The 25,196-nt window shown below is 55.1% G+C and carries 20 protein-coding genes and 4 tRNA genes; 19 read left to right on the top strand and 5 right to left on the bottom strand.

The annotated features are described in order from the left end of the window. The first annotated feature begins 35 nt into the window (after window positions 1–35). Window positions 36–1,511 carry a ketol-acid reductoisomerase gene (gene ilvC / locus APT89_RS11505; RefSeq protein ID WP_021242831.1) on the top strand — a complete coding sequence of 492 codons (1,476 nt, stop codon included), beginning with the start codon at window positions 36–38 and terminating at the stop codon, window positions 1,509–1,511. 86 nt (window positions 1,512–1,597) lie between these two features. On the opposite strand, the gene ppiC is transcribed toward ilvC, so the two are convergent. Beyond that, on the bottom strand, window positions 1,598–1,879 hold the full coding sequence (gene ppiC / locus APT89_RS11500; RefSeq protein ID WP_004886861.1) for a peptidylprolyl isomerase PpiC: 282 nt from the start codon (window positions 1,877–1,879) through the stop codon (window positions 1,598–1,600). Between the two features lie 85 nt (window positions 1,880–1,964). On the opposite strand from ppiC, the gene rep reads away from it, so the two are divergent. After that, a complete protein-coding gene (rep, locus tag APT89_RS11495) occupies window positions 1,965–3,989 on the top strand; it encodes a DNA helicase Rep (RefSeq protein WP_028014817.1) in 2,025 nt (674 codons plus the stop codon). Window positions 3,990–4,040: 51 nt separating this feature from the next. Here the strand turns inward: rep and gppA are convergent, their stop codons facing one another. Both gppA and rhlB read right to left on the bottom strand, forming a co-directional pair. Continuing rightward, complete coding sequence (gene gppA, locus APT89_RS11490; RefSeq protein ID WP_045631343.1) at window positions 4,041–5,525, bottom strand: guanosine-5'-triphosphate,3'-diphosphate diphosphatase; 1,485 nt, start codon at window positions 5,523–5,525, stop codon at window positions 4,041–4,043. A gap of 6 nt (window positions 5,526–5,531) precedes the next feature. Continuing rightward, a complete protein-coding gene (gene rhlB / locus APT89_RS11485; protein WP_028014815.1) occupies window positions 5,532–6,800 on the bottom strand; it encodes an ATP-dependent RNA helicase RhlB in 1,269 nt (422 codons plus the stop codon). 144 nt (window positions 6,801–6,944) lie between these two features. Here rhlB and trxA point away from each other — a divergent pair, with 144 nt between their 5' ends. The 17 genes from trxA (at window position 6,945) to APT89_RS11400 (ending at window position 22,104) form a co-directional block, all read left to right on the top strand. Next, entirely contained in the window at window positions 6,945–7,274 is a 330-nt protein-coding gene (trxA, locus tag APT89_RS11480) for a thioredoxin TrxA (RefSeq protein ID WP_006179218.1), read from the top strand. Window positions 7,275–7,618: 344 nt separating this feature from the next. Continuing rightward, the gene (rho, locus tag APT89_RS11475; RefSeq protein WP_008501566.1) at window positions 7,619–8,878 is read left to right on the top strand and encodes a transcription termination factor Rho; all 1,260 of its coding nucleotides are present in this window, start codon (window positions 7,619–7,621) and stop codon (window positions 8,876–8,878) included. A gap of 241 nt (window positions 8,879–9,119) precedes the next feature. Continuing rightward, window positions 9,120–10,223, top strand: coding sequence for a UDP-N-acetylglucosamine--undecaprenyl-phosphate N-acetylglucosaminephosphotransferase (gene wecA / locus APT89_RS11470; protein WP_028014814.1), 1,104 nt, complete (start codon window positions 9,120–9,122; stop codon window positions 10,221–10,223). A gap of 13 nt (window positions 10,224–10,236) precedes the next feature. Continuing rightward, complete coding sequence (gene wzzE, locus APT89_RS11465; RefSeq protein WP_028014813.1) at window positions 10,237–11,283, top strand: ECA polysaccharide chain length modulation protein; 1,047 nt, start codon at window positions 10,237–10,239, stop codon at window positions 11,281–11,283. Window positions 11,284–11,339: 56 nt separating this feature from the next. Further along, the gene (gene wecB, locus APT89_RS11460) at window positions 11,340–12,470 is read left to right on the top strand and encodes a non-hydrolyzing UDP-N-acetylglucosamine 2-epimerase (RefSeq protein WP_028014812.1); all 1,131 of its coding nucleotides are present in this window, start codon (window positions 11,340–11,342) and stop codon (window positions 12,468–12,470) included. Further along, the gene (wecC, locus tag APT89_RS11455; protein ID WP_060572399.1) at window positions 12,467–13,729 is read left to right on the top strand and encodes a UDP-N-acetyl-D-mannosamine dehydrogenase; all 1,263 of its coding nucleotides are present in this window, start codon (window positions 12,467–12,469) and stop codon (window positions 13,727–13,729) included. Before wecB ends, wecC begins: the two co-directional genes overlap by 4 nt. Beyond that, window positions 13,726–14,403 (top strand): dTDP-4-amino-4,6-dideoxy-D-galactose acyltransferase, encoded by a 678-nt coding sequence (rffC, locus tag APT89_RS11450; protein ID WP_049138385.1) that lies wholly within the window; start codon window positions 13,726–13,728, stop codon window positions 14,401–14,403. Before wecC ends, rffC begins: the two co-directional genes overlap by 4 nt. Before the next feature lie 4 nt (window positions 14,404–14,407). After that, window positions 14,408–15,538: a dTDP-4-amino-4,6-dideoxygalactose transaminase gene (gene rffA, locus APT89_RS11445; protein ID WP_041911819.1), complete on the top strand. Its 1,131-nt coding sequence runs from the start codon at window positions 14,408–14,410 to the stop codon at window positions 15,536–15,538. 1 nt (window position 15,539) lies between these two features. Then, complete coding sequence (gene wzxE / locus APT89_RS11440) at window positions 15,540–16,790, top strand: lipid III flippase WzxE (protein ID WP_060572397.1); 1,251 nt, start codon at window positions 15,540–15,542, stop codon at window positions 16,788–16,790. Continuing rightward, window positions 16,787–17,866 carry a TDP-N-acetylfucosamine:lipid II N-acetylfucosaminyltransferase gene (locus APT89_RS11435; protein WP_060572394.1) on the top strand — a complete coding sequence of 360 codons (1,080 nt, stop codon included), beginning with the start codon at window positions 16,787–16,789 and terminating at the stop codon, window positions 17,864–17,866. The genes wzxE and APT89_RS11435 overlap by 4 nt, the downstream gene beginning before the upstream one ends. After that, window positions 17,863–19,215, top strand: coding sequence for an ECA oligosaccharide polymerase (wzyE, locus tag APT89_RS11430; RefSeq protein ID WP_028014806.1), 1,353 nt, complete (start codon window positions 17,863–17,865; stop codon window positions 19,213–19,215). The genes APT89_RS11435 and wzyE overlap by 4 nt, the downstream gene beginning before the upstream one ends. 12 nt (window positions 19,216–19,227) lie before the next feature. Continuing rightward, complete coding sequence (gene wecG / locus APT89_RS11425; RefSeq protein ID WP_047362652.1) at window positions 19,228–19,968, top strand: lipopolysaccharide N-acetylmannosaminouronosyltransferase; 741 nt, start codon at window positions 19,228–19,230, stop codon at window positions 19,966–19,968. 197 nt (window positions 19,969–20,165) lie between these two features. After that, the gene (thrP, locus tag APT89_RS11420; RefSeq protein ID WP_049001421.1) at window positions 20,166–21,551 is read left to right on the top strand and encodes a bifunctional threonine/serine APC transporter ThrP; all 1,386 of its coding nucleotides are present in this window, start codon (window positions 20,166–20,168) and stop codon (window positions 21,549–21,551) included. A gap of 102 nt (window positions 21,552–21,653) precedes the next feature. Then, window positions 21,654–21,730 (top strand) — tRNA-Arg (locus APT89_RS11415). A gap of 68 nt (window positions 21,731–21,798) precedes the next feature. Beyond that, a tRNA-His gene (locus tag APT89_RS11410) sits at window positions 21,799–21,874 on the top strand. Window positions 21,875–21,895: 21 nt separating this feature from the next. Next, window positions 21,896–21,981: transfer RNA gene (locus tag APT89_RS11405), tRNA-Leu, on the top strand. Window positions 21,982–22,027: 46 nt separating this feature from the next. Further along, window positions 22,028–22,104, top strand: a tRNA-Pro gene (locus APT89_RS11400). A gap of 506 nt (window positions 22,105–22,610) precedes the next feature. On the opposite strand, the gene APT89_RS11395 is transcribed toward APT89_RS11400, so the two are convergent. Then, entirely contained in the window at window positions 22,611–23,822 is a 1,212-nt protein-coding gene (locus APT89_RS11395) for a hypothetical protein (RefSeq protein ID WP_060572392.1), read from the bottom strand. A gap of 173 nt (window positions 23,823–23,995) precedes the next feature. After that, window positions 23,996–25,195, bottom strand: coding sequence for a protoheme IX biogenesis protein HemY (hemY, locus tag APT89_RS11390; RefSeq protein WP_028014802.1), 1,200 nt, complete (start codon window positions 25,193–25,195; stop codon window positions 23,996–23,998). Between the last annotated feature and the right edge of the window lies 1 nt (window position 25,196).

Raw genomic sequence — 25,196 nt, 5'->3', positions numbered from 1 at the left:
AACAATAAGACACACAACATCACGAGGTATCACCCATGGCTAACTACTTTAATACACTGAACTTGCGCCAGCAGCTGGCGCAGCTGGGCAAATGCCGCTTCATGGCGCGCGATGAATTTGCCGATGGCGCAAGCTACCTTCAGGGTAAAAAAGTGGTCATCGTCGGCTGTGGCGCACAGGGCCTGAACCAGGGCCTGAACATGCGTGACTCCGGTCTGGATATCTCTTACGCCCTGCGTAAAGAAGCGATTGCCGAGAAGCGCGCTTCATGGCGTAAAGCGACTGAAAACGGCTTCAAAGTGGGTACCTATGAAGAGCTGATCCCGCAGGCGGACCTGGTCGTTAACCTGACGCCAGACAAGCAGCACTCTGACGTGGTGCGTTCCGTACAGCCGCTGATGAAAGACGGCGCCGCGCTGGGTTACTCCCACGGCTTCAACATCGTTGAAGTGGGCGAGCAGATCCGTAAAGACATCACCGTAGTGATGGTGGCGCCGAAGTGCCCGGGTACCGAAGTGCGTGAAGAGTACAAGCGTGGCTTCGGCGTGCCGACGCTTATCGCAGTTCACCCGGAAAACGATCCGAAAGGCGAAGGCATGGCGATTGCCAAAGCCTGGGCTGCGGCGACCGGCGGTCACCGCGCTGGCGTGCTGGAATCTTCCTTCGTTGCGGAAGTGAAATCTGACCTGATGGGCGAGCAGACCATTCTGTGCGGCATGCTGCAGGCGGGTTCTCTGCTTTGCTTCGACAAGCTGGTGGAAGAAGGTACCGACCCGGCATACGCAGAAAAACTGATTCAGTTCGGCTGGGAAACCATCACCGAAGCGCTGAAGCAGGGCGGCATTACGCTGATGATGGACCGTCTGTCCAACCCGGCAAAACTGCGTGCTTACGCTTTGTCTGAACAGCTGAAAACCATTATGGCGCCGCTATTCCAGAAACATATGGACGACATCATCTCCGGCGAATTCTCTTCCGGCATGATGGCGGACTGGGCCAACGACGACAAGAAACTGCTGACCTGGCGTGAAGAAACCGGTAAAACCGCGTTCGAAACCGCGCCGCAGTATGAAGGTAAAATCGGCGAGCAGGAGTACTTCGATAAAGGCGTACTGATGATTGCGATGGTGAAAGCAGGCGTTGAGCTGGCGTTCGAAACCATGGTGGATTCCGGCATCATCGAAGAGTCGGCGTACTACGAATCTCTGCACGAGCTGCCGCTGATCGCGAACACCATCGCCCGTAAGCGTCTGTACGAAATGAACGTGGTTATCTCTGATACCGCAGAATACGGTAACTATCTGTTCTCTTACGCCTGCGTACCGCTGCTGAAAGAGTTCATGACCACACTGCAGACGGGCGATCTGGGCAAAGCGATTGCGGAAGGTGCGGTAGACAACGCGCAGCTGCGCGACGTAAACGAAGCGATTCGCAGCCACCAGATCGAGAAAGTGGGCCACAAACTGCGCGGCTACATGACCGATATGAAACGTATTGCTGTAGCAGGTTAACAACCTTGTCGGGTGGCGCTTCGCTTACCCGACCTACAAAAACGTAAGATGTAGGCCGGGTAAGGCGCAGCCGCCACCCGGCTTTTTTATTTGCGATACAGCACTTTAATAATGTGATAACCGAACTGAGTATGCAGCGGACCGGTTGGCTCCAGCACCGGGCAGGAGAAGACCACTTTATCGAACGCCGGAACCATTTGACCCTGACGGAATTCGCCTAAATCGCCGCCACGCTTGCCTGACGGACAAATAGAGTGCTTCTTCGCCAGTTTGCCGAAGTCGGCGCCGTTTTTGATCTGCTCCAGAAGATCCAGAGCCAGTTTCTCTTCTTTAACAAGAATATGCAGTGCTGCTGCTGTTTTTGCCATGATCGTGCCTTGAGTGGTATGGATTAGGCTCGCTATACTACCACGCTGTTATTCTCCCCTCCTGACTTTCATTGAGCGATCATTTATGCGTTTAAATCCCGGACAACAACAAGCCGTCGAATTTGTAACCGGACCGTGTCTGGTGCTGGCGGGCGCAGGATCCGGTAAAACGCGCGTCATCACCAATAAGATTGCGCACCTGATCCGCGGCTGCGGCTATCAGGCCCGCCACATTGCGGCGGTTACCTTTACCAACAAAGCGGCGCGCGAGATGAAAGAGCGTGTTGGCCAGACGCTGGGGCGCAAAGAGGCGCGCGGGCTGATGATCTCTACCTTCCACACGCTGGGGCTGGATATCATTAAACGTGAATATGCAGCGCTGGGGATGAAATCCAACTTTTCGCTGTTCGATGACACCGACCAGGTGGCGTTGCTCAAAGAGCTCACCGAGGGGCTGATCGAGGATGATAAGGTGCTATTGCAGCAGCTGATCTCAACGATCTCGAACTGGAAAAACGATCTGATGACCCCGGCCCAGGCTGCGGCGATCGCCAAAGGCGAACGGGATCGGATCTTTGCCCACTGCTATGGTCTGTACGACGCGCACATGAAAGCGTGCAACGTGCTGGACTTCGACGATCTGATCCTCTTACCGACGCTGCTTTTACAGCGAAATGAAGAGGTGCGCGAGCGCTGGCAGAATAAAATCCGCTACCTGCTGGTGGATGAGTATCAGGACACCAACACCAGCCAGTACGAGCTGGTGAAGCTGCTGGTGGGGCAGCGCGCGCGCTTCACCGTGGTTGGCGATGATGACCAGTCAATTTACTCCTGGCGCGGCGCACGCCCGCAAAACCTGGTGCTTCTGAGCAAAGATTTCCCCGCGCTGCAGGTGATTAAGCTGGAGCAGAACTACCGTTCCTCCGGGCGCATCCTGAAGGCGGCAAACATCCTGATTGCCAATAACCCGCACGTTTTTGAAAAGCGTCTCTTCTCCGAACTTGGCTACGGTACGGAGCTGAAGGTGCTCAGCGCCAATAATGAAGAGCATGAGGCGGAGCGCGTGACGGGCGAACTGATCGCCCACCACTTCGTCAATAAAACCGAATACAAGGATTACGCGATCCTCTATCGCGGCAATCACCAGTCGCGCGTCTTTGAAAAGATGCTGATGCAGAACCGCATTCCGTACAAAATTTCCGGCGGCACTTCGTTCTTCTCGCGGCCAGAAATTAAAGATCTGCTGGCCTATCTGCGCGTGCTCACGAACCCGGATGACGACAGCGCGTTTCTGCGCATCGTGAATACACCAAAGCGCGAGATTGGTCCGGCGACGCTGCAAAAGCTGGGCGAATGGGCGATGACCCGCAATAAGAGCCTGTTTACCGCCAGCTTTGATATGGGGCTGAGCCAGACGCTGACGGGGCGCGGGTATGATAATTTAACCCGCTTCACCCACTGGTTAGGTGAAGTGCAGCGCCTGGCTGAGCGCGAGCCCGTGGCGGCGGTACGCGATCTGATCCACGGCATTGACTACGAATCCTGGCTGTACGAAACCTCTGCCAGCCCGAAAGCGGCAGAAATGCGTATGAAAAACGTTAACCAGCTTTTTAGCTGGATGACCGAAATGCTGGAAGGCTCTGAGATAGATGAGCCGATGACGTTAACGCAGGTGGTCACCCGCTTTACCCTGCGCGACATGATGGAGCGCGGCGAGAGCGAAGAAGAGGCCGACCAGGTTCAGCTGATGACGCTGCATGCGTCAAAAGGGCTGGAGTTCCCGTATGTGTATCTGGTCGGTATGGAAGAAGGATTATTGCCGCACCAGAGCAGCATTGATGAAGATAATGTCGACGAGGAGCGCCGTCTGGCCTACGTGGGGATCACCCGCGCGCAAAAGGAGCTGACGTTCACGCTCTGTAAAGAGCGCCGTCAGTACGGTGAACTCGTGCGCCCGGAACCCAGCCGTTTCCTGCTGGAACTGCCGCAGGACGATCTGATCTGGGAACAGGAGCGCAAAGTGATTACCGCGGAAGAGCGGATGCACAAAGGGCAGGCTAACGTGGCGAACATTCGCGCCATGCTAGCAAAAGCCAAAGAGAAGGGATAATGATGAGTAGGCCGGGTAAGGCGAAGCCGCCACCCGGCAGTGTTCAGCGTATTACTTCACCTCAAGCACCCAGTGCACATAGCTCTGCCACTGGCACTCCTGCTCGATCATCTCTGCCCCAAGCGGGTGATTCTCAATCCAGTTTTCCGGCAGCGTCAGCGTCAGCTTCTCATCATCGGCTAGCAGATTAATGGCGGGTAACAAATCATCGCGGCGGCGGCTGGCAAACAGAATTGCCAGACGCAGCAGGCGACACATATGCTCGGCCACGCGCGGCGGTACGGCATTTTGCTGATGCAAAGAGGAGAGATCGACGGCGTTGGTCTGGTTCAGCAGTAGCGTTGCCAGCAGCTTTTTCTGTGCGGGCGTGTAGCCCGGCAAATCCAGGTTGCGCACCAGATACGCTGCGTGAGCAGGTGCCTGCTTAAAATCTATGCTGAGCCCCACCTCGTGCAGCGCACAGGCGCTCAGCAATAAATCGCGGCTCAGATGATCAAGATCCCAGGCGTTAGCGACCTGGTCGGCAAAGCGTGATGCCAGCTGTGATACGCGGCCAGCCTGATCGATATCAACCAGAAAACGACGCTGGACGTTGCGCAGCGTACGGTTGCGGATGTCCTGATCCACCGACAGATGCAGCATCCCGTAGACCAGACCTTCGCGCAGCGCGCCGCCGGCCAGGGTCATACACTGGATATTTAGTTCGGTGAATATGGCGATCAGAATGGCCAGCCCGCTTGGGAAAACCAGGGCACGTTCCAGCGTCAGGCCTTCAATTTCCAGCTCTTCCAGACGTCCGCACTGAATGGCACGCTGTTTAAGCTGCTGAAGTTTGGCAAGCGTAATCCGCTCGTCCATGCCCTGCGCCATCATGATTTCCTGCAGGGCCTGCACGGTACCCGAAGCCCCGACGCAGACTTTCCAGCCGTGATAGCGCAGTTCGTCCATTACCGGGCGTAGCACTGCGCGCGCGGCGTTTTCCGCCTCGTCGAAGTTCTCTTTACCCAGATTCCGGTCAGTAAAGTAACGTTCAAGCCAGGTTACGCAGCCCATCGACAGGCTGAACAGCGACGTCGCCTGCGCGCCGGTGCCGGTTACCAGTTCGGTACTCGCTCCGCCGATATCCACCACCAGACGGCGATCGTCACCCCCGGTGGTGTGGGCAACGCCCTGGTAGATCAGGCGTGCTTCTTCTTCACCGCTGATAACCTGAACCGGACACCCCAGAATTTCCTGCGCTTTGGCAATAAAATCTACGGCGTTAACTGCCAGTCTGAGCGTCGCTGTGGCGACGACGGTGATTTGAGCATGCGGGATATCCTGCAGACGCTCAGCAAAGAGCCGCAGGCATTGCCAGCCACGTTCCATGGCTTCAGGCGAGAGGTAATTATCACTGCTCAGGCCCGCCGCGAGGCGGACCTTGCGCTTAATGCGCGTCAGCGTTTGTATGCTTCCCGCCACCTCACGCACAACCAGCATATGAAAACTATTCGAACCGAGATCAATTGCCGCATAGAGCGAGGTGGAGCTGAGCATAATGTATTAACCTGAACGACGACGATTACGCGGTGCGCCGCCTGAACGACGCGGACCATTGCCGGAGCGCGGGCGGGAAAGACGCTTAGGCGGCGGCAGTTCGCTTAACAGCGCTTCCGGATTGTATTTACTCTGCGGAATAGAGTGACCGATGTAGGTCTCAATGGCTGGAAGATTCAGCGCATACTCTTCACACGCAAGGCTAATCGAGTGACCGCTTGCGCCCGCACGACCGGTACGACCGATACGGTGTACGTAGTCTTCGCAGTCGTCTGGCAGATCGTAGTTAAAGACGTGCGTCACGGCCGGAATGTGTAAACCACGTGCCGCCACATCGGTTGCGACCAGAATATCAAGATCGCCACGGGTGAACTCGTCGAGGATACGAAGGCGTTTTTTCTGCGCCACGTCGCCGGTCAACAGGCCAACACGGTGACCGTCGGCAGCCAGATGGCCCCAGATGTCTTCACAGCGGTGTTTAGTGTTCGCGAAGATAATGGCGCGATCGGGCCATTCTTCTTCGATCAACGTTTGCAGCAGACGCATTTTCTCTTCATTGGAAGGATAGAAGAGCTCTTCTTTAATGCGGTGGCCCGTTTTCTGCTCCGGCTCCACTTCCACATACTCGGCGTTGTTCATCTGCTCGAACGCCAGCTCGCGTACGCGATAAGAAAGGGTGGCAGAGAACAGCATGTTCAGGCGCTGATTTGCCGGCGGCATGCGGCGGAACAGCCAGCGGATATCTTTAATGAAGCCCAGATCGTACATACGATCTGCTTCATCAAGCACCACAACCTGGATGGCGCCGAGGTTGATATGGTTCTGTTTGGCGTAGTCGATAAGACGGCCGGTGGTCCCAATCAGGATATCCACGCCGCTTTCCAGCACTTTCAGCTGCTTATCGTAGCCGTCGCCGCCATAGGCCAGGCCAAGCTTCAGACCAGTAGCCTGTGCCAGGGGTTCAGCGTCTGCATGGATCTGTACCGCCAGTTCTCGCGTCGGGGCCATAATTAGCGCGCGCGGCTGGTTAACTTTGCGGTCTGCAATCGCTGGGTGAGAAAGTAAATAATGGAACGTTGACGTTAAAAACGCCATCGTTTTGCCGGTACCGGTTTGCGCCTGCCCTGCAACATCGCGACCGGCCAGCGTCAGCGGCAGGGCGAGAGCCTGAATGGGCGTGCAGTTATGAAACCCTTTTGTTTCAAGGGCTTCGATCACTTTTGGGTGCAGGGCGAAGTCGGAAAACTTCTGTTCTGTTAAATGTGTTTTGCTCATAGTGTGGTAGAATATCAGCTTACTATTGCTTTACGAAAGCGTATCCGGTGAAATAAAGTCAACCTTTAGTTGGTTAATGCGACATCAACACGTCGTTGGTGGAGACAAAACCAACGTACCAGGCTTATTCCTGTGGAGTTATATATGAGCGATAAAATTATTCACCTGACTGACGACAGTTTTGACACGGACGTACTTAAGGCTGACGGGCTGATCCTCGTCGATTTCTGGGCTGAATGGTGTGGTCCTTGCAAAATGATCGCCCCGATTCTGGATGAGATCGCTGACGAATATCAGGGCAAACTGACGGTTGCCAAGCTGAACATCGACCAGAACCCGGGCACCGCACCGAAATACGGTATCCGTGGAATCCCGACCCTTCTGCTGTTCAAAAACGGCGAAGTGGCGGCGACCAAAGTGGGCGCGCTGTCCAAAGGTCAGCTGAAAGAGTTCCTGGACGCTAACCTGGCGTAAGGTTTCTCCGCTGTGCGTCCAGAGCCCCCGGCTAAATGATGTGGAACTCTGGACGCCCGGCTGAAGTCGTGCTAAGTTAGCTATGACTTCGTTTTAAACATATCTATTGTTTGAATCTTGTTTTACCCGATACTTCCCTTTGTTGACATGAACAATGCGTGAAGTGGCTAAATTCCGGGCTTGTCACTCAATCCGTCTTGTCGTTTCAGTTCTGCGTTTTTTCCCTGTGACCAGACAGCGAACAGACATGAGGTGATGGCCGCTAAACAGGCATGGATGACCCTGCCATACCATTCACAACATTAAGTTCGAGAATCACTCCGAGTTTAAGAACCCACACCATTATGAATCTTACCGAATTAAAGAATACGCCGGTTTCTGAGCTGATCACTCTCGGCGAAAATATGGGACTGGAAAACCAGGCTCGTATGCGCAAGCAGGACATCATTTTCGCCATCCTGAAGCAGCACGCTAAGAGTGGCGAAGATATCTTTGGCGACGGTGTGCTGGAGATATTGCAAGACGGATTTGGTTTCCTCCGCTCTGCAGACAGCTCCTACCTCGCCGGCCCTGACGACATCTACGTATCCCCCAGCCAAATCCGCCGTTTCAACCTCCGCACTGGTGACACCATTTCAGGTAAGATTCGTCCTCCTAAAGAGGGTGAACGCTACTTTGCGCTGTTGAAAGTCAATGAAGTTAACTTCGATAAACCAGAAAACTCGCGTAACAAGATCCTCTTTGAGAACTTAACGCCTCTGCACGCGAACTCTCGCCTGCGCATGGAGCGTGGTAACGGTTCTACCGAAGACTTAACCGCGCGCGTCCTGGATCTGGCATCGCCAATCGGTCGCGGCCAGCGTGGTCTGATTGTGGCCCCGCCAAAAGCGGGTAAAACCATGCTGCTGCAGAACATCGCGCAGAGCATTGCCTACAACCACCCAGACTGCGTGCTGATGGTGCTGCTGATTGACGAACGTCCGGAAGAAGTGACCGAGATGCAGCGTCTGGTTAAAGGTGAAGTGGTTGCTTCTACCTTCGACGAGCCAGCATCTCGCCACGTTCAGGTTGCGGAAATGGTTATCGAGAAGGCGAAACGCCTGGTTGAGCACAAGAAAGACGTGATCATCCTGCTTGACTCCATCACCCGTCTGGCGCGTGCCTACAACACCGTGGTGCCAGCTTCCGGTAAAGTGTTGACCGGTGGTGTGGACGCTAACGCCCTGCACCGTCCAAAACGCTTCTTCGGTGCGGCACGTAACGTGGAAGAGGGCGGCAGCCTGACCATCATCGCAACGGCGCTGATCGATACCGGCTCCAAAATGGACGAGGTTATCTACGAAGAGTTTAAAGGTACAGGTAACATGGAACTGCACCTCTCTCGTAAGATCGCTGAAAAACGCGTCTTCCCGGCTATCGATTACAACCGTTCCGGTACCCGTAAGGAAGAGCTGCTCACCACGCAGGAAGAGCTGCAGAAAATGTGGATCCTGCGCAAAATCATCCATCCAATGGGTGAAATTGACGCGATGGAGTTCCTCATTAACAAACTGGCGATGACCAAAACCAACGACGATTTCTTCGACATGATGAAGCGCTCGTAACGCAAATAAAGCCAGCGAACGCCACGTTTTTACGTGGCGTTTTTCTTTTATGGACTATACGCTAGTATCGCCTACTCCCAATTTTGACCGGTCAGTGCGACAATAAGATAATTCGCACAGTAAAAACATTAATAGCTTGAATAATAAACAAATGGAATTGTAAGAGGTTTGCTTTATAACTTCAGGCGCGGCCCCTTGATGGTTATACTTCCTTGACTAACATTTGTTGAGAACATCCATTGTGAACCTACTTGATACGTTTACTGAACTAACCAGTATTTTCTTGTTTACCACCTGCTTTTTGTTTCTGGCACGTAAGGTTGCAAAATATCTGGGCTTAGTGGATAAACCCAACTTCCGTAAACGTCATCAAGGCATGATCCCTCTGGTCGGTGGCATCTCTGTTTTTGCGGGGATCTGCTTCACTTTTGCTATTGCAGATTACTATATTCCGCATGCCAGGCTTTATCTCATATGCTCAACAGTTCTTGTTGTGATTGGTGCGCTGGACGATAGATACGACATCAGCGTCAAAATCCGCGCTTTCGTTCAGGCAGCTGTCGCTATTGCAATGATGGTGTTTGCTAAGTTGCACCTGAGTAGCCTGGGCTATATTTTCGGGGCCTGGGAGATGGAACTCGGCCCATTCGGCTATTTCCTGACACTTTTTGCCGTGTGGGTGGCGATTAACGCGTTCAACATGGTTGACGGTATTGATGGTTTGCTTGGTGGCCTGTCCTGCGTCTCATTTGCCGCCATTGGTTTCATTTTATGGTTCGATGGGCAATATAGCCTTGCTATGTGGTGTTTCGCCATGATTGCTGCCATCCTGCCTTATATCCTGTTAAATCTCGGCGCATTGGGCCGACGCTATAAAGTCTTCATGGGCGATGCGGGTAGCACGCTTATCGGCTTTACTGTCATTTGGATCTTGCTGGAAACCACTCAGGGCGATGTGCATCCCATCAGCCCGGTAACGGCGCTATGGATTATTGCCATCCCCTTAATGGATATGGTTGCGATTATGTATCGCCGCCTGCGTAAAGGAATGAGTCCATTCTCTGCTGACCGTCAGCACATTCATCATTTGATCATGCGAGCCGGATTCACTTCCCGGCAGGCATTTGTGCTTATTACGCTGGCGGCTGCTATTCTAGCGGGGATTGGCGTGACGGCGGAATATACGCACTTTGTGCCTGAGTGGGCCATGTTGGTATTGTTCTTGCTAGCATTTTCTCTCTACGGCTACTGCATTAAGCGCGCATGGAAGGTGGCGCGATTCATTAAACGTATTAAGCGCAGGATGCGACGTAACAGTAGCAAAAACACAACATTAACTAAGTAAAACCGGGACTATGATGACTCAACCGTTGGCGGGAGCGAAATCAGTGGTAACAGAGAATGAACTGGACATTCGGGGTTTGTTTCGCGTGTTATGGGCAGGCAAACTTTGGATTGTGGGGATCGCGCTGGGGTTTGCACTGTTAGCGCTAGCCTACACGTTCTTTGCAAAACAGGAGTGGAGCGCCACGGCAATCACGGACAGACCCACGGTTAACATGCTCGGAGGGTACTACTCCCAGCAGCAGTTCCTGCGAAACTTGGATATTAAAGCCAGCCTTGCCACCCCGGATCAGGCTTCCGTTATGGATGAGGCCTACAAAGAGTTTGTGATGCAGCTGGCCTCGTGGGATACGCGCCGCGATTTCTGGTCCCAGACAGATTACTTCAAGCAGCGTCGGGTTGATAACACCAAAGCCGATGCCGCGCTGCTGGACGATCTGATTAACAATATTCAGTTTATGCCGGGCGACGTGCTGCGTAACGTCAACGACAGCGTCAAGCTGATTGCCGAAACTGCGCCGGATGCAAACAACCTGTTGCGCCAGTACGTCGCGTTTGCCAGCCAGCGTGCCGCCAGCCATCTAAATGAAGAGCTTAAAGGCGCCTGGGCAGCGCGCACTATCCAGATGAAAGCGCAGGTCAAACGTCAGGAAGAGGTGGCAAACGCCATTTTTGCGCGCCGCGTGCATAACATTCAGCAGGCGCTGAAAATTGCGGAGCAGCACAACATTTCCCGCACTGAGACGGATGTTCCGGCTGATGAATTGCCTGATTCTGAAATGTTCCTTCTTGGTCGCCCAATGCTGCAGGCGCGTCTGGAAAACCTGCAGGCCGTTGGGCCTGATTTTGATCTCGACTACGATCAAAACCGCGCGATGCTTAACACGCTTAATGTCGGTCCCTCCCTGGACCCGCGTTTTCAGACCTATCGTTATTTGAGAACGCCTGAAGAACCTGTAAAACGCGACAGTCCGCGCCGCGCATTCCTGATGATCATGTGGGGTATTGTGGGTGCACTCGTTGGTGCTGGCGTGGCGTTAACGCGTCGTCGTACAAACTAAGAACGCCGTTTACGATGAAGGCTGCGGCCTTCATCGCCTAATCGAAGAGAATCGATGTGAAAGTACTTACCGTATTTGGCACCAGGCCGGAGGCCATTAAGATGGCGCCTCTGGTTCATGCGCTGGCCAGCGATCCTGATATTGAAGCGAAGGTCTGCGTCACGGCCCAGCACCGTGAGATGCTCGATCAGGTCCTAACCCTCTTTTCCATCGTCCCGGATTACGACCTTAATATTATGAAGCCGGGACAGGGATTGACGGAAATAACCTGCCGCATTCTGCAGGATCTCAAGCCGATCCTGGAGTCATTCAAGCCCGACGTCGTGCTGGTGCACGGGGATACCACGACGACGATGGCAACAAGCCTGGCCGCGTTTTACCAGCGTATTCCCGTCGGCCATGTTGAAGCGGGCCTGCGCACCGGCAATCTTTATTCTCCATGGCCGGAAGAGGCCAACCGTACGCTTACCGGGCATCTGGCGATGTACCATTTTGCGCCAACCGAGAACTCTCGCCAGAACCTGCTGCGTGAAAATGTCGCCGATAACAACATCTTTGTTACCGGCAATACGGTCATTGACGCGTTGATTTGGGTACGCGATCGCGTGCTGGCAAACAGCGATCTGCAGAAAGAACTCGCTGCCCGCTATCCTTTCCTGAATAACGGCAAAAAAACCATTCTGGTCACTGGCCACCGTCGCGAAAGCTTTGGTCGGGGCTTTGAGCAAATCTGTCACGCGCTGGCTGAAATCGCCGCGCAGAACGACGATGTGCAAATTGTCTATCCGGTACACCTTAACCCTAACGTCAGCGAGCCAGTCAACCGCATCCTGGGCCACGTCGAAAACGTCCTGCTGATTGAACCGCAGGACTACATGCCGTTTGTCTGGCTGATGAACCACGCCTGGCTGATCCTCACCGATTCCGGTGGGATTCAGGAAGAAGCGCCCTCTCTTGGCAAGCCGGTGCTGGTGATGCGTGAAACCACTGAACGTCCGGAAGCGGTTAAAGCCGGGACAGTGCGTCTTGTCGGCACCAACGCACAGCTCATCGTCGAAGAGGTCACGCGGCTGCTACACGACGATGAAGCGTATCAGGCGATGAGCCGGGCCCACAATCCCTACGGAGATGGGCAGGCTTGTGGCCGTATTTTGCAAGCACTTAAACACAATCGGGTATCGCTATGAGTTTTACTACCATCTCTGTCATTGGTCTTGGCTACATTGGCCTGCCTACTGCGGCGGCATTCGCCTCCCGTCAAAAGCAGGTTGTTGGTGTGGATATCAACGCACGTGCGGTAGAAACCATTAATCGTGGCGAAATTCATATTGTGGAGCCCGATCTTGACCGCGTGGTGAAAGAGGCGGTTGATGGCGGCTTCCTGCGCGCCAGCACGACGCCAGTGGAAGCGGATGCCTACCTGATTGCCGTTCCAACGCCCTTTAAAGGCGATCACGAGCCCGATATGGTCTACGTCGAGGCGGCGGCAAAATCTATTGCCCCCGTGCTCAAGAAAGGGGCGCTGGTAATTCTGGAGTCGACTTCTCCCGTCGGCGCTACCGAGCAGATGGCGCAGTGGCTGGCCGATGCGCGTCCTGATTTACGCTTCCCGCAGCAGGCCGGTGAGCAGGCGGATATCAACATCGCCTACTGCCCGGAGCGCGTGCTGCCGGGGCAGGTGATGGTCGAACTGATTAAAAACGACCGGGTGATAGGCGGCATGACGCCGGTCTGTTCTGAACGCGCCAGCGCGCTGTACAAGATTTTCCTGGAAGGCGAATGCGTGGTAACCAACTCCCGCACCGCCGAGATGTGCAAGCTGACGGAAAACAGCTTCCGTGACGTTAACATCGCCTTCGCAAACGAACTGTCGCTGATCTGTGCCGATCAGGGGATTAACGTCTGGGAGTTAATCCGCCTGGCGAATCGACATCCGCGCGTCAACATTCTCCAGCCTGGCCCAGGGGTGGGCGGTCACTGTATCGCCGTCGACCCGTGGTTTATCGTGGCGCAGAACCCGGCGCAGGCGCGCCTGATTCGCACCGCGCGTGAAGTGAACGATAGCAAACCTCACTGGGTGCTCAACCAGGTTAAAGCGACGGTAGCGGATTGTCTGGCAGAGAGCGGCAAGCGCGCCAGCGAGCTGAAAATTGCCTGCTTTGGTCTGGCATTTAAACCCAATATTGACGATCTGCGCGAAAGCCCGGCGATGGAAATTGCTGAGATGATTGCCGAATGGCATAAGGGCGAAACGCTGGTGGTCGAGCCAAATATTCATGAACTGCCGGCAAAACTGGCGGGGCACTGCACGCTGACGACGCTCAATGACGCGCTGGCGACGGCGGACCTGCTGGTGCTGCTGGTGGACCATAAAGAGTTTAAAGCGACGTCCGGTGATGCAGTGCGTCAGCAGTATGTGGTTGATACGAAAGGCGTCTGGCGTTGAGTGCACTCCACGGCGTGCTGGAATCCCTTGAGTGGGAAAGCGCATTTTTTGCCCGCCCCTCGGCGATAGTCCGCTGGCGCGAGAATGCGCCCGCCCTGCAGGAAGTGGACTTCAGCGCCTGGCAGCGCGTGCAGGCTAAGATCCCGGCGGACCGTGCCGACCTGCTTGACGCGCTCCAGCAACACGGTTTTCAGCTGGTTGAAGGCGAGGTAGACCTTTCCATCACCCTCACCCGGCACGATGCGTCCGGCGCGGAAATTGCAACGGAACAGGACATTCCTGTGCTGCGCCAGATGGCGGCCCGGGCGTTTGCGCAAAGCCGCTTTCGCACGCCCTGGTATGCGCCTGACGATAGCGGACGTTTCTATGCCCAGTGGGTAGAGAATGCGGTCAAAGGTACCTTTGACCACGTCTGCCTGATTTTCCGTGCAGCGAACGGTCAGATCCAGGGATTTGTCTCGCTGCGCAAGCTTAACGAGCGCGAGGCGCGTATTGGCTTATTAGCCGGGCGCGGCATGGGGGAGAAACTCATGCAGGCGGCGCTGCACTGGGCGCAGCTGCAGCAGGTTGAGACGCTGCGGGTGGCGACCCAGGTGGGCAACACCGCCGCGCTTAAACGTTATATTGCGAGTGGTGCCAACATCGACGCCACCGCCTACTGGTTATACAGGTGACAAGATGATTCCATTTAACGCACCACCCGTCGTGGGAACCGAGCTCGACTATATGCAGTCTGCTATGGGCAGCGGCAAACTCTGCGGTGACGGCGGTTTTACCCGTCGCTGTCAGCAGTGGATGGAGCAACGTTTTCGCAGTGCTAAAGTGCTGCTGACCCCGTCCTGCACGGCATCGCTGGAAATGGCGGCCCTGCTGCTGGATATCCAGCCCGGTGATGAAGTGATCATGCCGAGCTATACCTTCGTCTCTACCGCGAATGCATTTGTCCTGCGCGGAGCGAAAATCGTCTTTGTGGATATCCGCCCGGACACCATGAACATTGATGAGACGCTGATTGAAGCGGCGATCACCGACAAAACGCGTGCGATTGTGCCGGTTCACTACGCGGGCGTGGCCTGTGAAATGGACACCATCATGGCAATCGCCAAAAAGCACAACCTGTTTGTGGTAGAAGATGCCGCGCAGGGCGTGATGTCCACCTACAAGGGGCGCGCGCTGGGCACTATCGGCCACATCGGCTGCTTCAGCTTCCACGAAACGAAAAACTACACTGCCGGCGGTGAGGGCGGTGCGACGCTGATTAACGATCGTGCCCTGGTTGAGCGTGCGGAAGTGATCCGTGAAAAAGGCACCAACCGCAGCCAATTCTTCCGCGGTCAGGTTGATAAGTACACCTGGCGCGATATCGGCTCAAGCTATCTGATGGCCGACCTGCAGGCAGCGTACCTGTGGGCACAGCTGGAAGCGGCAGAGCGAATTAATCTCCAGCGCCTGTCCCTGTGGCAAACCTATTACGATGCGCTTGAGCCGCTGGCAAAAGCCGGTCGCATTGAGCTGCCAACCATTCCGGCCGATTGTGTCCACAACGCCCACATGTTTTACATCAAGCTGCGCGATAACGACGATCGCAGCCAGCTCATCGCCTGGCTGAAAGAGGCCGAAATTATGGCGGTCTTTCACTATATTCCGCTGCACTCCAGCCCGGCGGGCGAAGCGTTTGGGATGTTCGCAGGGGAAGACCGTTACACCACGAAAGAAAGTGAGCGTTTGCTTCGCCTGCCACTGTTCTTCAACCTCGCGCCAGTTAACCAGCGTACGGTGATCAATACCCTTCTGAGCTATTTCGGCTGATATGTCTCTGGCAAAAGCATCGGTGTGGACCGCCGCGTCCACGCTTGTAAAAATTGGTGCCGGACTGCTGGTCGTCAAGCTGCTGGCCGTCTCATTCGGCCCCTCAGGCGTCGGGCTGGCGGGCAACTTCCGCCAGCTTGTTACCGTCCTTGGGGTGCTGGCCGGTGCCGGAATCTTCAACGGCGTAACCAAATACGTTGCTCAGTATCATGATGATGCGGCCCAGCTTCGCAGGGTAGTGGGCACCGCGTCGGCAATGGTCACGGGCTTTTCGACCCTGCTGGCGATTGTGTTTCTGCTGGCCGCGGCGCCCATTAGCCAGGGATTGTTCGGGCACACCCATTATCAGGGGCTGGTGCGTCTGGTCGCGCTGGTCCAGATGGGCATTGCCTGGGCCAACCTGCTGCTGGCGCTGATGAAAGGTTTTCGCGATGCAGCCGGGAACGCGCTTGCGCTCATCCTGGGTAGCGTCATCGGCGTGATTGCCTATTATTTCTGCTACCGCCTGGGCGGCTATGAAGGCGCACTGCTTGGGCTGGCGCTGGTCCCGGCACTGGTTGTTGTGCCTGCGGCGTTCATGCTGATGCGCCAGGGCGTTATTCCTCTGAGCTACCTGAAACCGCAATGGGACAAGGTGCTTGCCAGCCAGCTGGGTAAGTTTACCCTGATGGCGCTCATTACTTCCGTCACGCTGCCGGTGGCTTACGTGATGATGCGAAACCTGCTGGCGGCGCATTACAGCTGGGATGAGGTGGGGATCTGGCAGGGCGTAAGCAGTATTTCCGATGCTTACCTCCAGTTTATAACGGCTTCCTTTAGCGTTTATTTGCTGCCAACCTTATCGCGTCTGACGTCCAGGCAGGATATTACCCGCGAAATTTTCCGCTCCCTGCGTTTTGTATTACCCGCAGTGGCGGCGGCCAGTTTGGCCGTCTGGTTATTGCGTGATGTCGCCATCTGGCTGCTGTTCTCGGCGAAGTTTACCGCCATGCGCGATCTTTTTGCCTGGCAACTGGTGGGTGATGTGCTGAAAGTGGGTGCTTACGTTTTCGGCTATCTGGTGATTGCGAAAGCCTCGCTGCGGCTGTATATCCTCGCGGAGGTTAGCCAGTTTGCATTGCTGACAGCATTTTCGCACTGGCTGATACCCGCGCACGGTGCGCTGGGGGCGGCTCAGGCCTACATGGCAACCTATATCGTTTATTTCGCTGCCTGCTGCGGCGTATTTTTATTGTGGCGTAAACGCGCATGACTGCACTGATTCACATCCTGGGATCGGATATCCCACACCATAACCAGACCGTTTTGCGGTTCTTCAACGACGAGCTGGCATCGGGCAATCCTGATGCGCGCGAGTTTATGGTTGCAGGTCAGGATAATGGCCTGAGCGCGGCGTTTCCGGCGCTGACAATCACCTTCTGGCCGGATAAAGCTGCCCTGGCGAAGGCGGTTATTGCCAAAGCCAAAGCGGATCGTGAGCAACATTTCTTTTTCCACGGGCAGTTCAATACCGGCCTGTGGCTGGCTCTGCTCAGCGGGGGAATTAAACCCTCCCAGTGCAGCTGGCATATCTGGGGAGCCGATCTCTACGAAGTCTCGCGCGGCTGGAAATTCCGTCTTTTCTATCCGCTGCGTCGCATGGCGCAGGGAAGGGTGGGCCGCGTTTTTGCCACCCGTGGCGATCTGAATTATTTTGCGAAGCAGCACCCTAATGTGCGCGGTGAGCTACTCTATTTCCCAACCCGTATGGATCCGGCGCTGAACACCATGGCGAATGACGCGGTTCGCGAAGGCAAGCTGACGGTGCTGGTGGGGAATTCCGGCGACCGCAGTAACGAACATGTCGCCGCGCTCCGGGCGGTACACCAGCAGTTTGGCGACACGGTGAACGTGGTGGTGCCGATGGGTTATCCGGCCAACAACGACGCCTACATTGATGAGGTTCGCCAGCAGGGGCTTGCGTTATTCAGCGAAGAAAATCTGCACATTCTCAGCGAAAAGCTGGAGTTTGATGACTATCTTGCGCTGCTGCGAAAATGCGATCTGGGCTATTTCATCTTTGCTCGCCAGCAGGGGATTGGTACGCTGTGCCTGCTGATTCAGGCGGGTGTACCGTGCGTGCTTAATCGTGAAAACCCGTTCTGGCAGGACATGGCCGAGCAGCATATTCCGGTGTTGTTCACCTCAGACGCGCTGAATGTCGAAGTGGTACGTGAAGCACAACGCCAGCTCACGCTGGTGGATAAAAATAGCATCGACTTTTTCAGCCCGAATTACCTCACGCCGTGGCACCGCGCGCTGCGTAGCGCTTCAGGAGACAACGCATGAGTCAGTTGCAGTTTAGCGGCTTACTGGTTGTCTGGCTTCTGAGCACGCTATTTATCGCCACGCTCACCTGGTTTGAGTTCCGCCGGGTGCGCTTCAACTTTAACGTGTTCTTCTCGTTGCTGTTTCTGCTGACCTTCTTTTTCGGCTTCCCGCTGACCAGCATTCTGGTCTTCCGTTTTGACGTGAGCGTCGCGCCGCCGGAAATTCTTCTCCAGGCCCTGCTGGCGGCGACCTGCTTCTATGGTGTTTACTACGTCACCTATAAAACGCGTCTGCGACCAGCGCAGGCCGCTGCCCCGCGTCGGGCGCTCTTTACCATGAACCGGGTGGAGACCCATCTGACGTGGGTGATGCTCATGACGATCGCCCTGGTCAGCGTCGGCATCTTCTTCATGCATAACGGCTTCCTGCTGTTTAAGCTCCACTCCTACAGCCAGATTTTTTCGGCTGAAGTCTCAGGCGTGGCGCTTAAGAGATTCTTCTATTTCTTCATCCCGGCGATGCTGGTGATCTTCTTCCTTCGCCAGGACAGCAAGGCGTGGCTGTTCTTCCTGGTCAGTACGGTTGCGTTCGGTATCCTGACCTACATGATCGTGGGCGGTACGCGTGCCAACATTATCATCGCTTTCGCTATCTTCCTCTTCATCGGCATCATCCGCGGCTGGATCTCGCTGTGGATGCTGGTTGCGGCAGGGGTATTTGGCATTGTGGGGATGTTCTGGCTGGCGCTGAAGCGCTACGGGATGAACGTGGCGGGCGACGAGGCGTTTTACACGTTCCTCTACCTGACGCGCGACACCTTCTCGCCGTGGGAAAACCTGGCATTGTTGCTGCAAAACTACGACAAGATTGATTTCCAGGGGCTGGCGCCGATTGTGCGCGATTTCTACGTCTTTATCCCGAGCTGGCTGTGGCCGGACCGCCCTGGCGTAGTACTCAATACCGCGAACTATTTTACCTGGGAAGTGCTGAACAACCATTCGGGCCTGGCGATCTCGCCTACCTTGATTGGTTCCCTGGTGGTGATGGGGGGAGGCTGGTTTATCCTGCCGGGCGCGTTTGTCGTAGGGTTGATTATTAAGTGGTTTGACTGGCTTTACGTGCGTGGTAACGAAGAGACCAACCGCTATAAAGCGGCCATTTTGCACAGTTTCTGCTTTGGTGCCATTTTCAATATGATCGTTCTGGCGCGCGAGGGGCTGGACTCGTTCGTTTCGCGCGTGGTGTTCTTCATGGTCGTTTTTGGCATCTGCCTGTTACTGGCCAAACTGTTGTACTGGCTGTTCGACAGCGCAGGGCTTGTGCACAAGCGCGAGCCACAGGGCAGCACAACGCTGTCGCAAGTCTGAGTAGGGAAAGTAATGACTGATAAAACTTCTGCACCGCGCTATGCGCTTCGTGGTTTGCAGCTGATTGGCTGGCGCGACATGCAGCACGCGCTGGATTTTCTGTTCGCCGACGGGCAGATGAAATCCGGTACGCTGGTCGCTATCAATGCGGAAAAGATGCTGGCGGTGGAAGATAACGCCGAAGTCAAAAGCCTGATAGAAGCGGCTGAATTTAAATACGCGGACGGTATCAGCGTGGTCCGCTCTATCCGTAAAAAATATCCTGACGCTAATGTATCTCGCGTGGCGGGTGCCGATCTCTGGGAGCAGCTTATGGCCCGCGCTGGTGCGGAGGGTACGCCGGTGTTCCTGATTGGCGGTAAGCCTGAGGTGCTGGCCGAGACCGAAGAGAAACTGCGTCGTCAATGGAATGTTAATATTGTTGGTAGCCAGAATGGTTACTTCAAGCCTGCAGACCAGCAGGCTTTGTTTGCCCGCGTGCACGACAGCGGGGCAAAAATCGTCACCGTGGCAATGGGGTCCCCGCGCCAGGAGATCCTGATGCGCGACTGCCGCCTGGTCTGCCCGGATGCGCTTTATATGGGCGTCGGCGGCACCTACGATGTCTTTACCGGCCACGTGAAGCGCGCGCCGAAGATTTGGCAAAATATGGGGCTGGAGTGGCTCTACCGCCTGCTCTCCCAACCCACCCGCATTAAACGACAGATTCGACTGCTTCGCTACCTCACCTGGCACTATACCGGTAAAATGTAATCAAAATGTAGCGCGATATGCTGTTCGCGCTGCAACTCACCTGCAAAACTGCCGATAATTTGTGCAATGCATTCATTTTTTTAATGCATCGTTTGCCATTTGGCCGATTTTAAGAAACCATTCGCACCGTATTTTAGTACCCCTAAAAAACAATAACCGGTATTAAGCCGGGAAACAGCAAACACAATCGAGGATCTATGGCAGAGAAAAAACCGGAGCTACAGCGTGGGCTGGAAGCTCGTCATATTGAACTGATAGCGCTGGGTGGCACTATCGGCGTGGGCCTGTTTATGGGCTCCGCAAGCACCCTCAAATGGGCAGGCCCTTCCGTATTACTGGCGTATATTATCGCCGGGCTGTTTGTTTTCTTCATCATGCGCTCAATGGGCGAAATGCTCTTCCTGGAGCCGGTAACCGGCTCTTTCGCCGTTTACGCACACCGCTATATGAGCCCGTTCTTTGGCTACCTGACGGCCTGGTCATACTGGTTTATGTGGATGGCGGTGGGCATCTCTGAAATCACCGCCATAGGGGTTTACGTCCAGTTCTGGTTCCCGGACATGGTCCAGTGGATACCGGCACTCATTGCTGTGGGGCTGGTGGCGCTGGCAAACCTGGCCGCCGTGCGCCTTTACGGTGAAATCGAGTTCTGGTTTGCGATGATCAAAGTAACCACCATCATCGTGATGATTGTTATTGGCCTGGGCGTGATTTTCTATGGTTTTGGCAACGGCGGACATGCCATCGGCTTTGGCAACCTGACTGAACACGGCGGCTTCTTCGCCGGCGGCTGGAAGGGCTTCCTGACGGCGCTGTGTATTGTTGTGGCCTCGTATCAGGGCGTGGAGCTGATCGGGATTACCGCCGGGGAAGCGAAAAACCCGCAGGTTACGCTGCGTAGCGCGGTGGGCAAAGTGCTGTGGCGCATCCTGATTTTCTACGTGGGCGCAATCTTCGTTATTGTGACCATCTTCCCGTGGAACGAAATCGGCACGACGGGGAGTCCGTTCGTATTAACCTTTGCGAAGATTGGGATTACAGCAGCAGCGGGTATCATCAACTTTGTGGTCCTGACGGCAGCGCTGTCAGGCTGTAACAGCGGGATGTACAGCTGTGGCCGTATGCTCTACGCACTCTCGAAAAATAACCAGCTGCCTGCGGCAATGAGTAAAGTCTCACGTGCTGGCGTGCCGGTAGCGGGCGTCGCGGTCTCCATTGTCATCCTGCTGATTGGCTCCTGCCTGAATTACATCATCCCTAATCCGCAGCGCGTGTTTGTTTATGTCTACAGCGCCAGCGTGCTGCCGGGCATGGTGCCGTGGTTTGTTATCCTCATCAGCCAGCTGCGTTTCCGCCATGCGCATAAAAAAGCGATCGCCAGCCATCCGTTCCGCTCGATCCTTTTCCCGTATGCGAACTATTTGACGATGGCGTTCCTGATTTGCGTATTAATTGGAATGTACTTTAATGAAGATACCCGCATGTCGCTGTTTGTCGGGCTGATCTTCCTGGCGGCAGTGACGGCCGCGTATAAGCTTTTTGGCCTGGGTCGCCGTGCCACCACGCAGAAAGTGGAGGAATAAGCGGCAAAATGTGCAAACCATAACCAAACGCGCATTTTTTTCAAAAAAGCACTAGACAGCGGGGACGGAGGTACGTAATATCCAGCCCCGCAACGGCGCTAAGCGCCCGTAGCTCAGCTGGATAGAGCGCTGCCCTCCGGAGGCAGAGGTCTCAGGTTCGAATCCTGTCGGGCGCGCCATTTTAGTTCCCGGCGCTAGAGCTGCGGTGGTCTGAGAAGTAGTCAGTACCGCGTGAAAGAATACAGTGGTGGCTATAGCTCAGTTGGTAGAGCCCTGGATTGTGATTCCAGTTGTCGTGGGTTCGAATCCCATTAGCCACCCCATTATTGAAAGAGTTGTGAATTGCGAAGGTGGCGGAATTGGTAGACGCGCTAGCTTCAGGTGTTAGTGTCCTTAGGATGTGGGGGTTCGAGTCCCCCCCCTCGCACCACGACTTTTTAAATGAATTGAACTAAAAATTCAAAAAAGCAGTACATCGGCGAGTAGCGCAGCTTGGTAGCGCAACTGGTTTGGGACCAGTGGGTCGGAGGTTCGAATCCTCTCTCGCCGACCAATTTTGAACCCCGCTTCGGCGGGGTTTTTTGTTTTCTGTAAGTTTTTTCCCCTGTCGTTATCTCCAGAAAGCACCCTTTATCATTGTCGCGATTCAGTGACATGCAAGTCATTGAAAATAAGATAAATAATTATTTGTGGGATTTACTGTCTCTTCCTGGCGACATATTTCTGCTTTTGCCGATACGCTATGAAGCTTCAGATGCGACTTAACAGCATAATTTCCTTTTATCTTAAAATGTTGCGCCATGTAAAAGTTCTGCGTGTAAATCTGGCACGTAACGTGCAATAATATACGCGTAGATGCTCATTCCATCTCTTATGTTCGCCTTAGTGCCTCATAAACTCAGGAATGACGCAGAGCCATTTACGGTGCTTATCGTCCACTGACAGATGTCGCTTCGGCCTCATCAGACACCATGGACATAACGTTGAGTGAAGCACCAAATATGTTGTCTTACAGACCTGTTTTAACGCCTGCTTTTATAGCAGGCGTTTTTTTATGTCTTATTCCCGATACCCACGCATGATCAGGGCGACCAACAGCAGGGCGGCTGACGAGACCGTATAGAGCGCCAGCACTGAGCCAAGCCCAACAGCCACTATCGCTGTAATGCCGGTGAAAAGCGAGGCGCTGAGCGTTTGCCAGCGCCAGGCTTTACCGCTGGCTGACGCGGTTTGCGTGATATGAAAACTGCTGAGTACGCCAAACGTGCCGGCTGCGAAGAGAACGTTTGAGGCCAGATGCGCGATAAAGATCATCCCCAGCGCACATGCCATCCACCCGGACAACAACGGCAGCATTCCATAAGCGGCAAGAAAAATACCGAGACAAACGATGATTCGCGGCGTGTGGACGGCAAAGCGCGTCAGGCTCTCTTTTTTTAGCAGCATGGGGCCGCAAAGTTGCCCCATGCTCCTTGCGAAAAGCAGAGGCAGAGCAAGGCCCGCCGCATCCTGAGGATGGAGCTGCTGCGCCAGGGCCGGAAGTAGCGCCATAGCCGGTGAGCCGACGGCCGCCAGCGCCGGCAAAATGAGCAGGCTGCGCTTTTGCCGAACGGTCAACGTCCCCCAGCGCAGTGGCGCGGGGGCTGCCTCTTCACCGGGGAGAGGTAGCAATGGCGCAGAAAACCGGCGCCCAGCCAGCCACAGTAGCAGCAGCGATCCGAGAAAACTGGCGGCATCAATAGCCAGCAAGGTAAACACAGAGGTCTGCTTGAATAGCACCACGCCGAGTCCAGTACCTAATAACACCTGAGAAGCAAAAATCACATTTTCCAGACAGGTCGCAGCAGGCAGCTCTGTTTCGCTAAGTCCGCGTTTAAAGAGTAATGTCAGCGCGGGCCAGCTCATCCCGCTGAGCAGCGCTTCGGTGGATTGCACGGCGAGAAGCGAGGCAATGCTGTGATAACCCGCACCGAGCAGGGGGAAGAGCAGGGCGAGCAGGCCCAACGCCTCGGTCAGTATCAGCAGGAATACTGGAGAATAGCGCGAGCACAGCTTTTCGCCGATCGCGCTGCCGATGAATCCCGGAACCGTTGCGAAAAGAAAAGCGAGGGTGAGCAGGGCGGGCGGGGCCGACCACGCTAACAGTAAACCAAAGACCACGACCTGGGTTAAACCATTTCCCAGCGAAGAAAAGATAAAAGCACAGGCAAGCAGGCGCAGCCAGCGGTGGCAGCGCAGCGCTTCAATAAGCGCATACAAAAGCGAGTTCATGAAGATTTCCTTTCAAAAACGATTTAATCCACGCTGCAGAAAGTGCGCGTGTGTGAAAAAAGGTTAATGAAAAGACATCGTTACATTGGCGGGTTCGTTTGCAGATGTGGGTGTAAAGAATGTAGCAGGAGAAAGGCGATAAAAAAAGGAGGCCGTCTGGCCTCCTTTTTTATTTATTGCGGGTTACCGTTATTTTGCAGCGTCAGCAATAGCCCATCGCGCCGCATGGCGGCCGCCTCTTCTGGCTTATGCTGTTTGTCCAGCGTATCGGCAAGCCACGCGTAGTCAAACGCGTCCGGACGCTGTTTCAGTGCCGCACGGAAGGCCAGGCTCGCCTCTTGCCATTCGCCGTGCTTCATCAGCGACTGGCCCAGGGTACTCCACAGCAGCGGACGGTCACCGACGGTTTTGATCTGCTGGCGCAGCACTTTTTCGACCTGCTCGGGGTTATTGGTTTTCAGGCGCGGGATCACCATGACCAGGCGATCGTCGTACTGGCGCTTCAGGCCGTCGAGAAGGATCTCCTGGGCAGTGTCATGATCGTCACATTCAATAAGATGTTCCGCCATGGCCACCTGCAGGGGGACCTGCTGGCGCGTTTTCCGGCTCTGATTCTTCCACCAGGTTTTCAGGCCTTCGCTGCCCAGGTCGGCGCGCGCCTGATCCATCAGGCCAATCCATGCCAGACGCTGAAGTTCATCACGATGTTCATCATCACCCACCTCGGCCTTCGCCATCGACGGAATAATGTCCAGCAACGAGCCCCACGCTCCGGTACGAATATAGGCCTGCTCCGCAAGGCGCAGGACTTCCGGATGACGCGGTGCGATTTCCAGCAGACGGTCAATGCCGTGGCGCGCCGCGTGGTTCTCATTGCGCGCGAGCTGCAGGCGTACGCGGGTAATTTCCACTGGGATCGGGTCGCCAGACGCCAGTTCTGACGCGCGTTCCAGATGCTGGTTAGCGCGGGCTTCATCACCGCGCTGCTGCGCCGCTTCGGCGGCCAGAAGATAGTTCACCACCGGCTGTTCCGCGTGATCGGCGTTTTTCGACATCAGCTTTTCAACCTGCTGGTAATCGCCTTCGGCCAGCTTTAGCAGTGCCTGTTCCGTTTGCTTACGGGCGCGGCGACGCTTACGACCAACGAACCAGCCGCGGGTATGGGCACCGGTGCGGAAAATACGGCGCAGGATCCATTCAACGGCAAGCAGGACCACGACGCCGAGGATCAGAACGATCGCCAGACCCGTTACGCTGGTTTCAATGTTGTAGTTATCGGTCTGGATCAGGACGTATCCCTGATGACCTGCAAGCATCGGGCCCAGGACGATCCCGGCGATCAGCAGGATGAAGAGTAAAAGGACTTTTAGCATC

It is taken from the genome of Enterobacter sp. 50588862 (assembly GCF_001462935.1).
GTDB classification, from domain to species: Bacteria; Pseudomonadota; Gammaproteobacteria; order Enterobacterales; family Enterobacteriaceae; genus Enterobacter; species Enterobacter bugandensis.
This window is presented reverse-complemented; position numbering and strand designations above follow the sequence as displayed.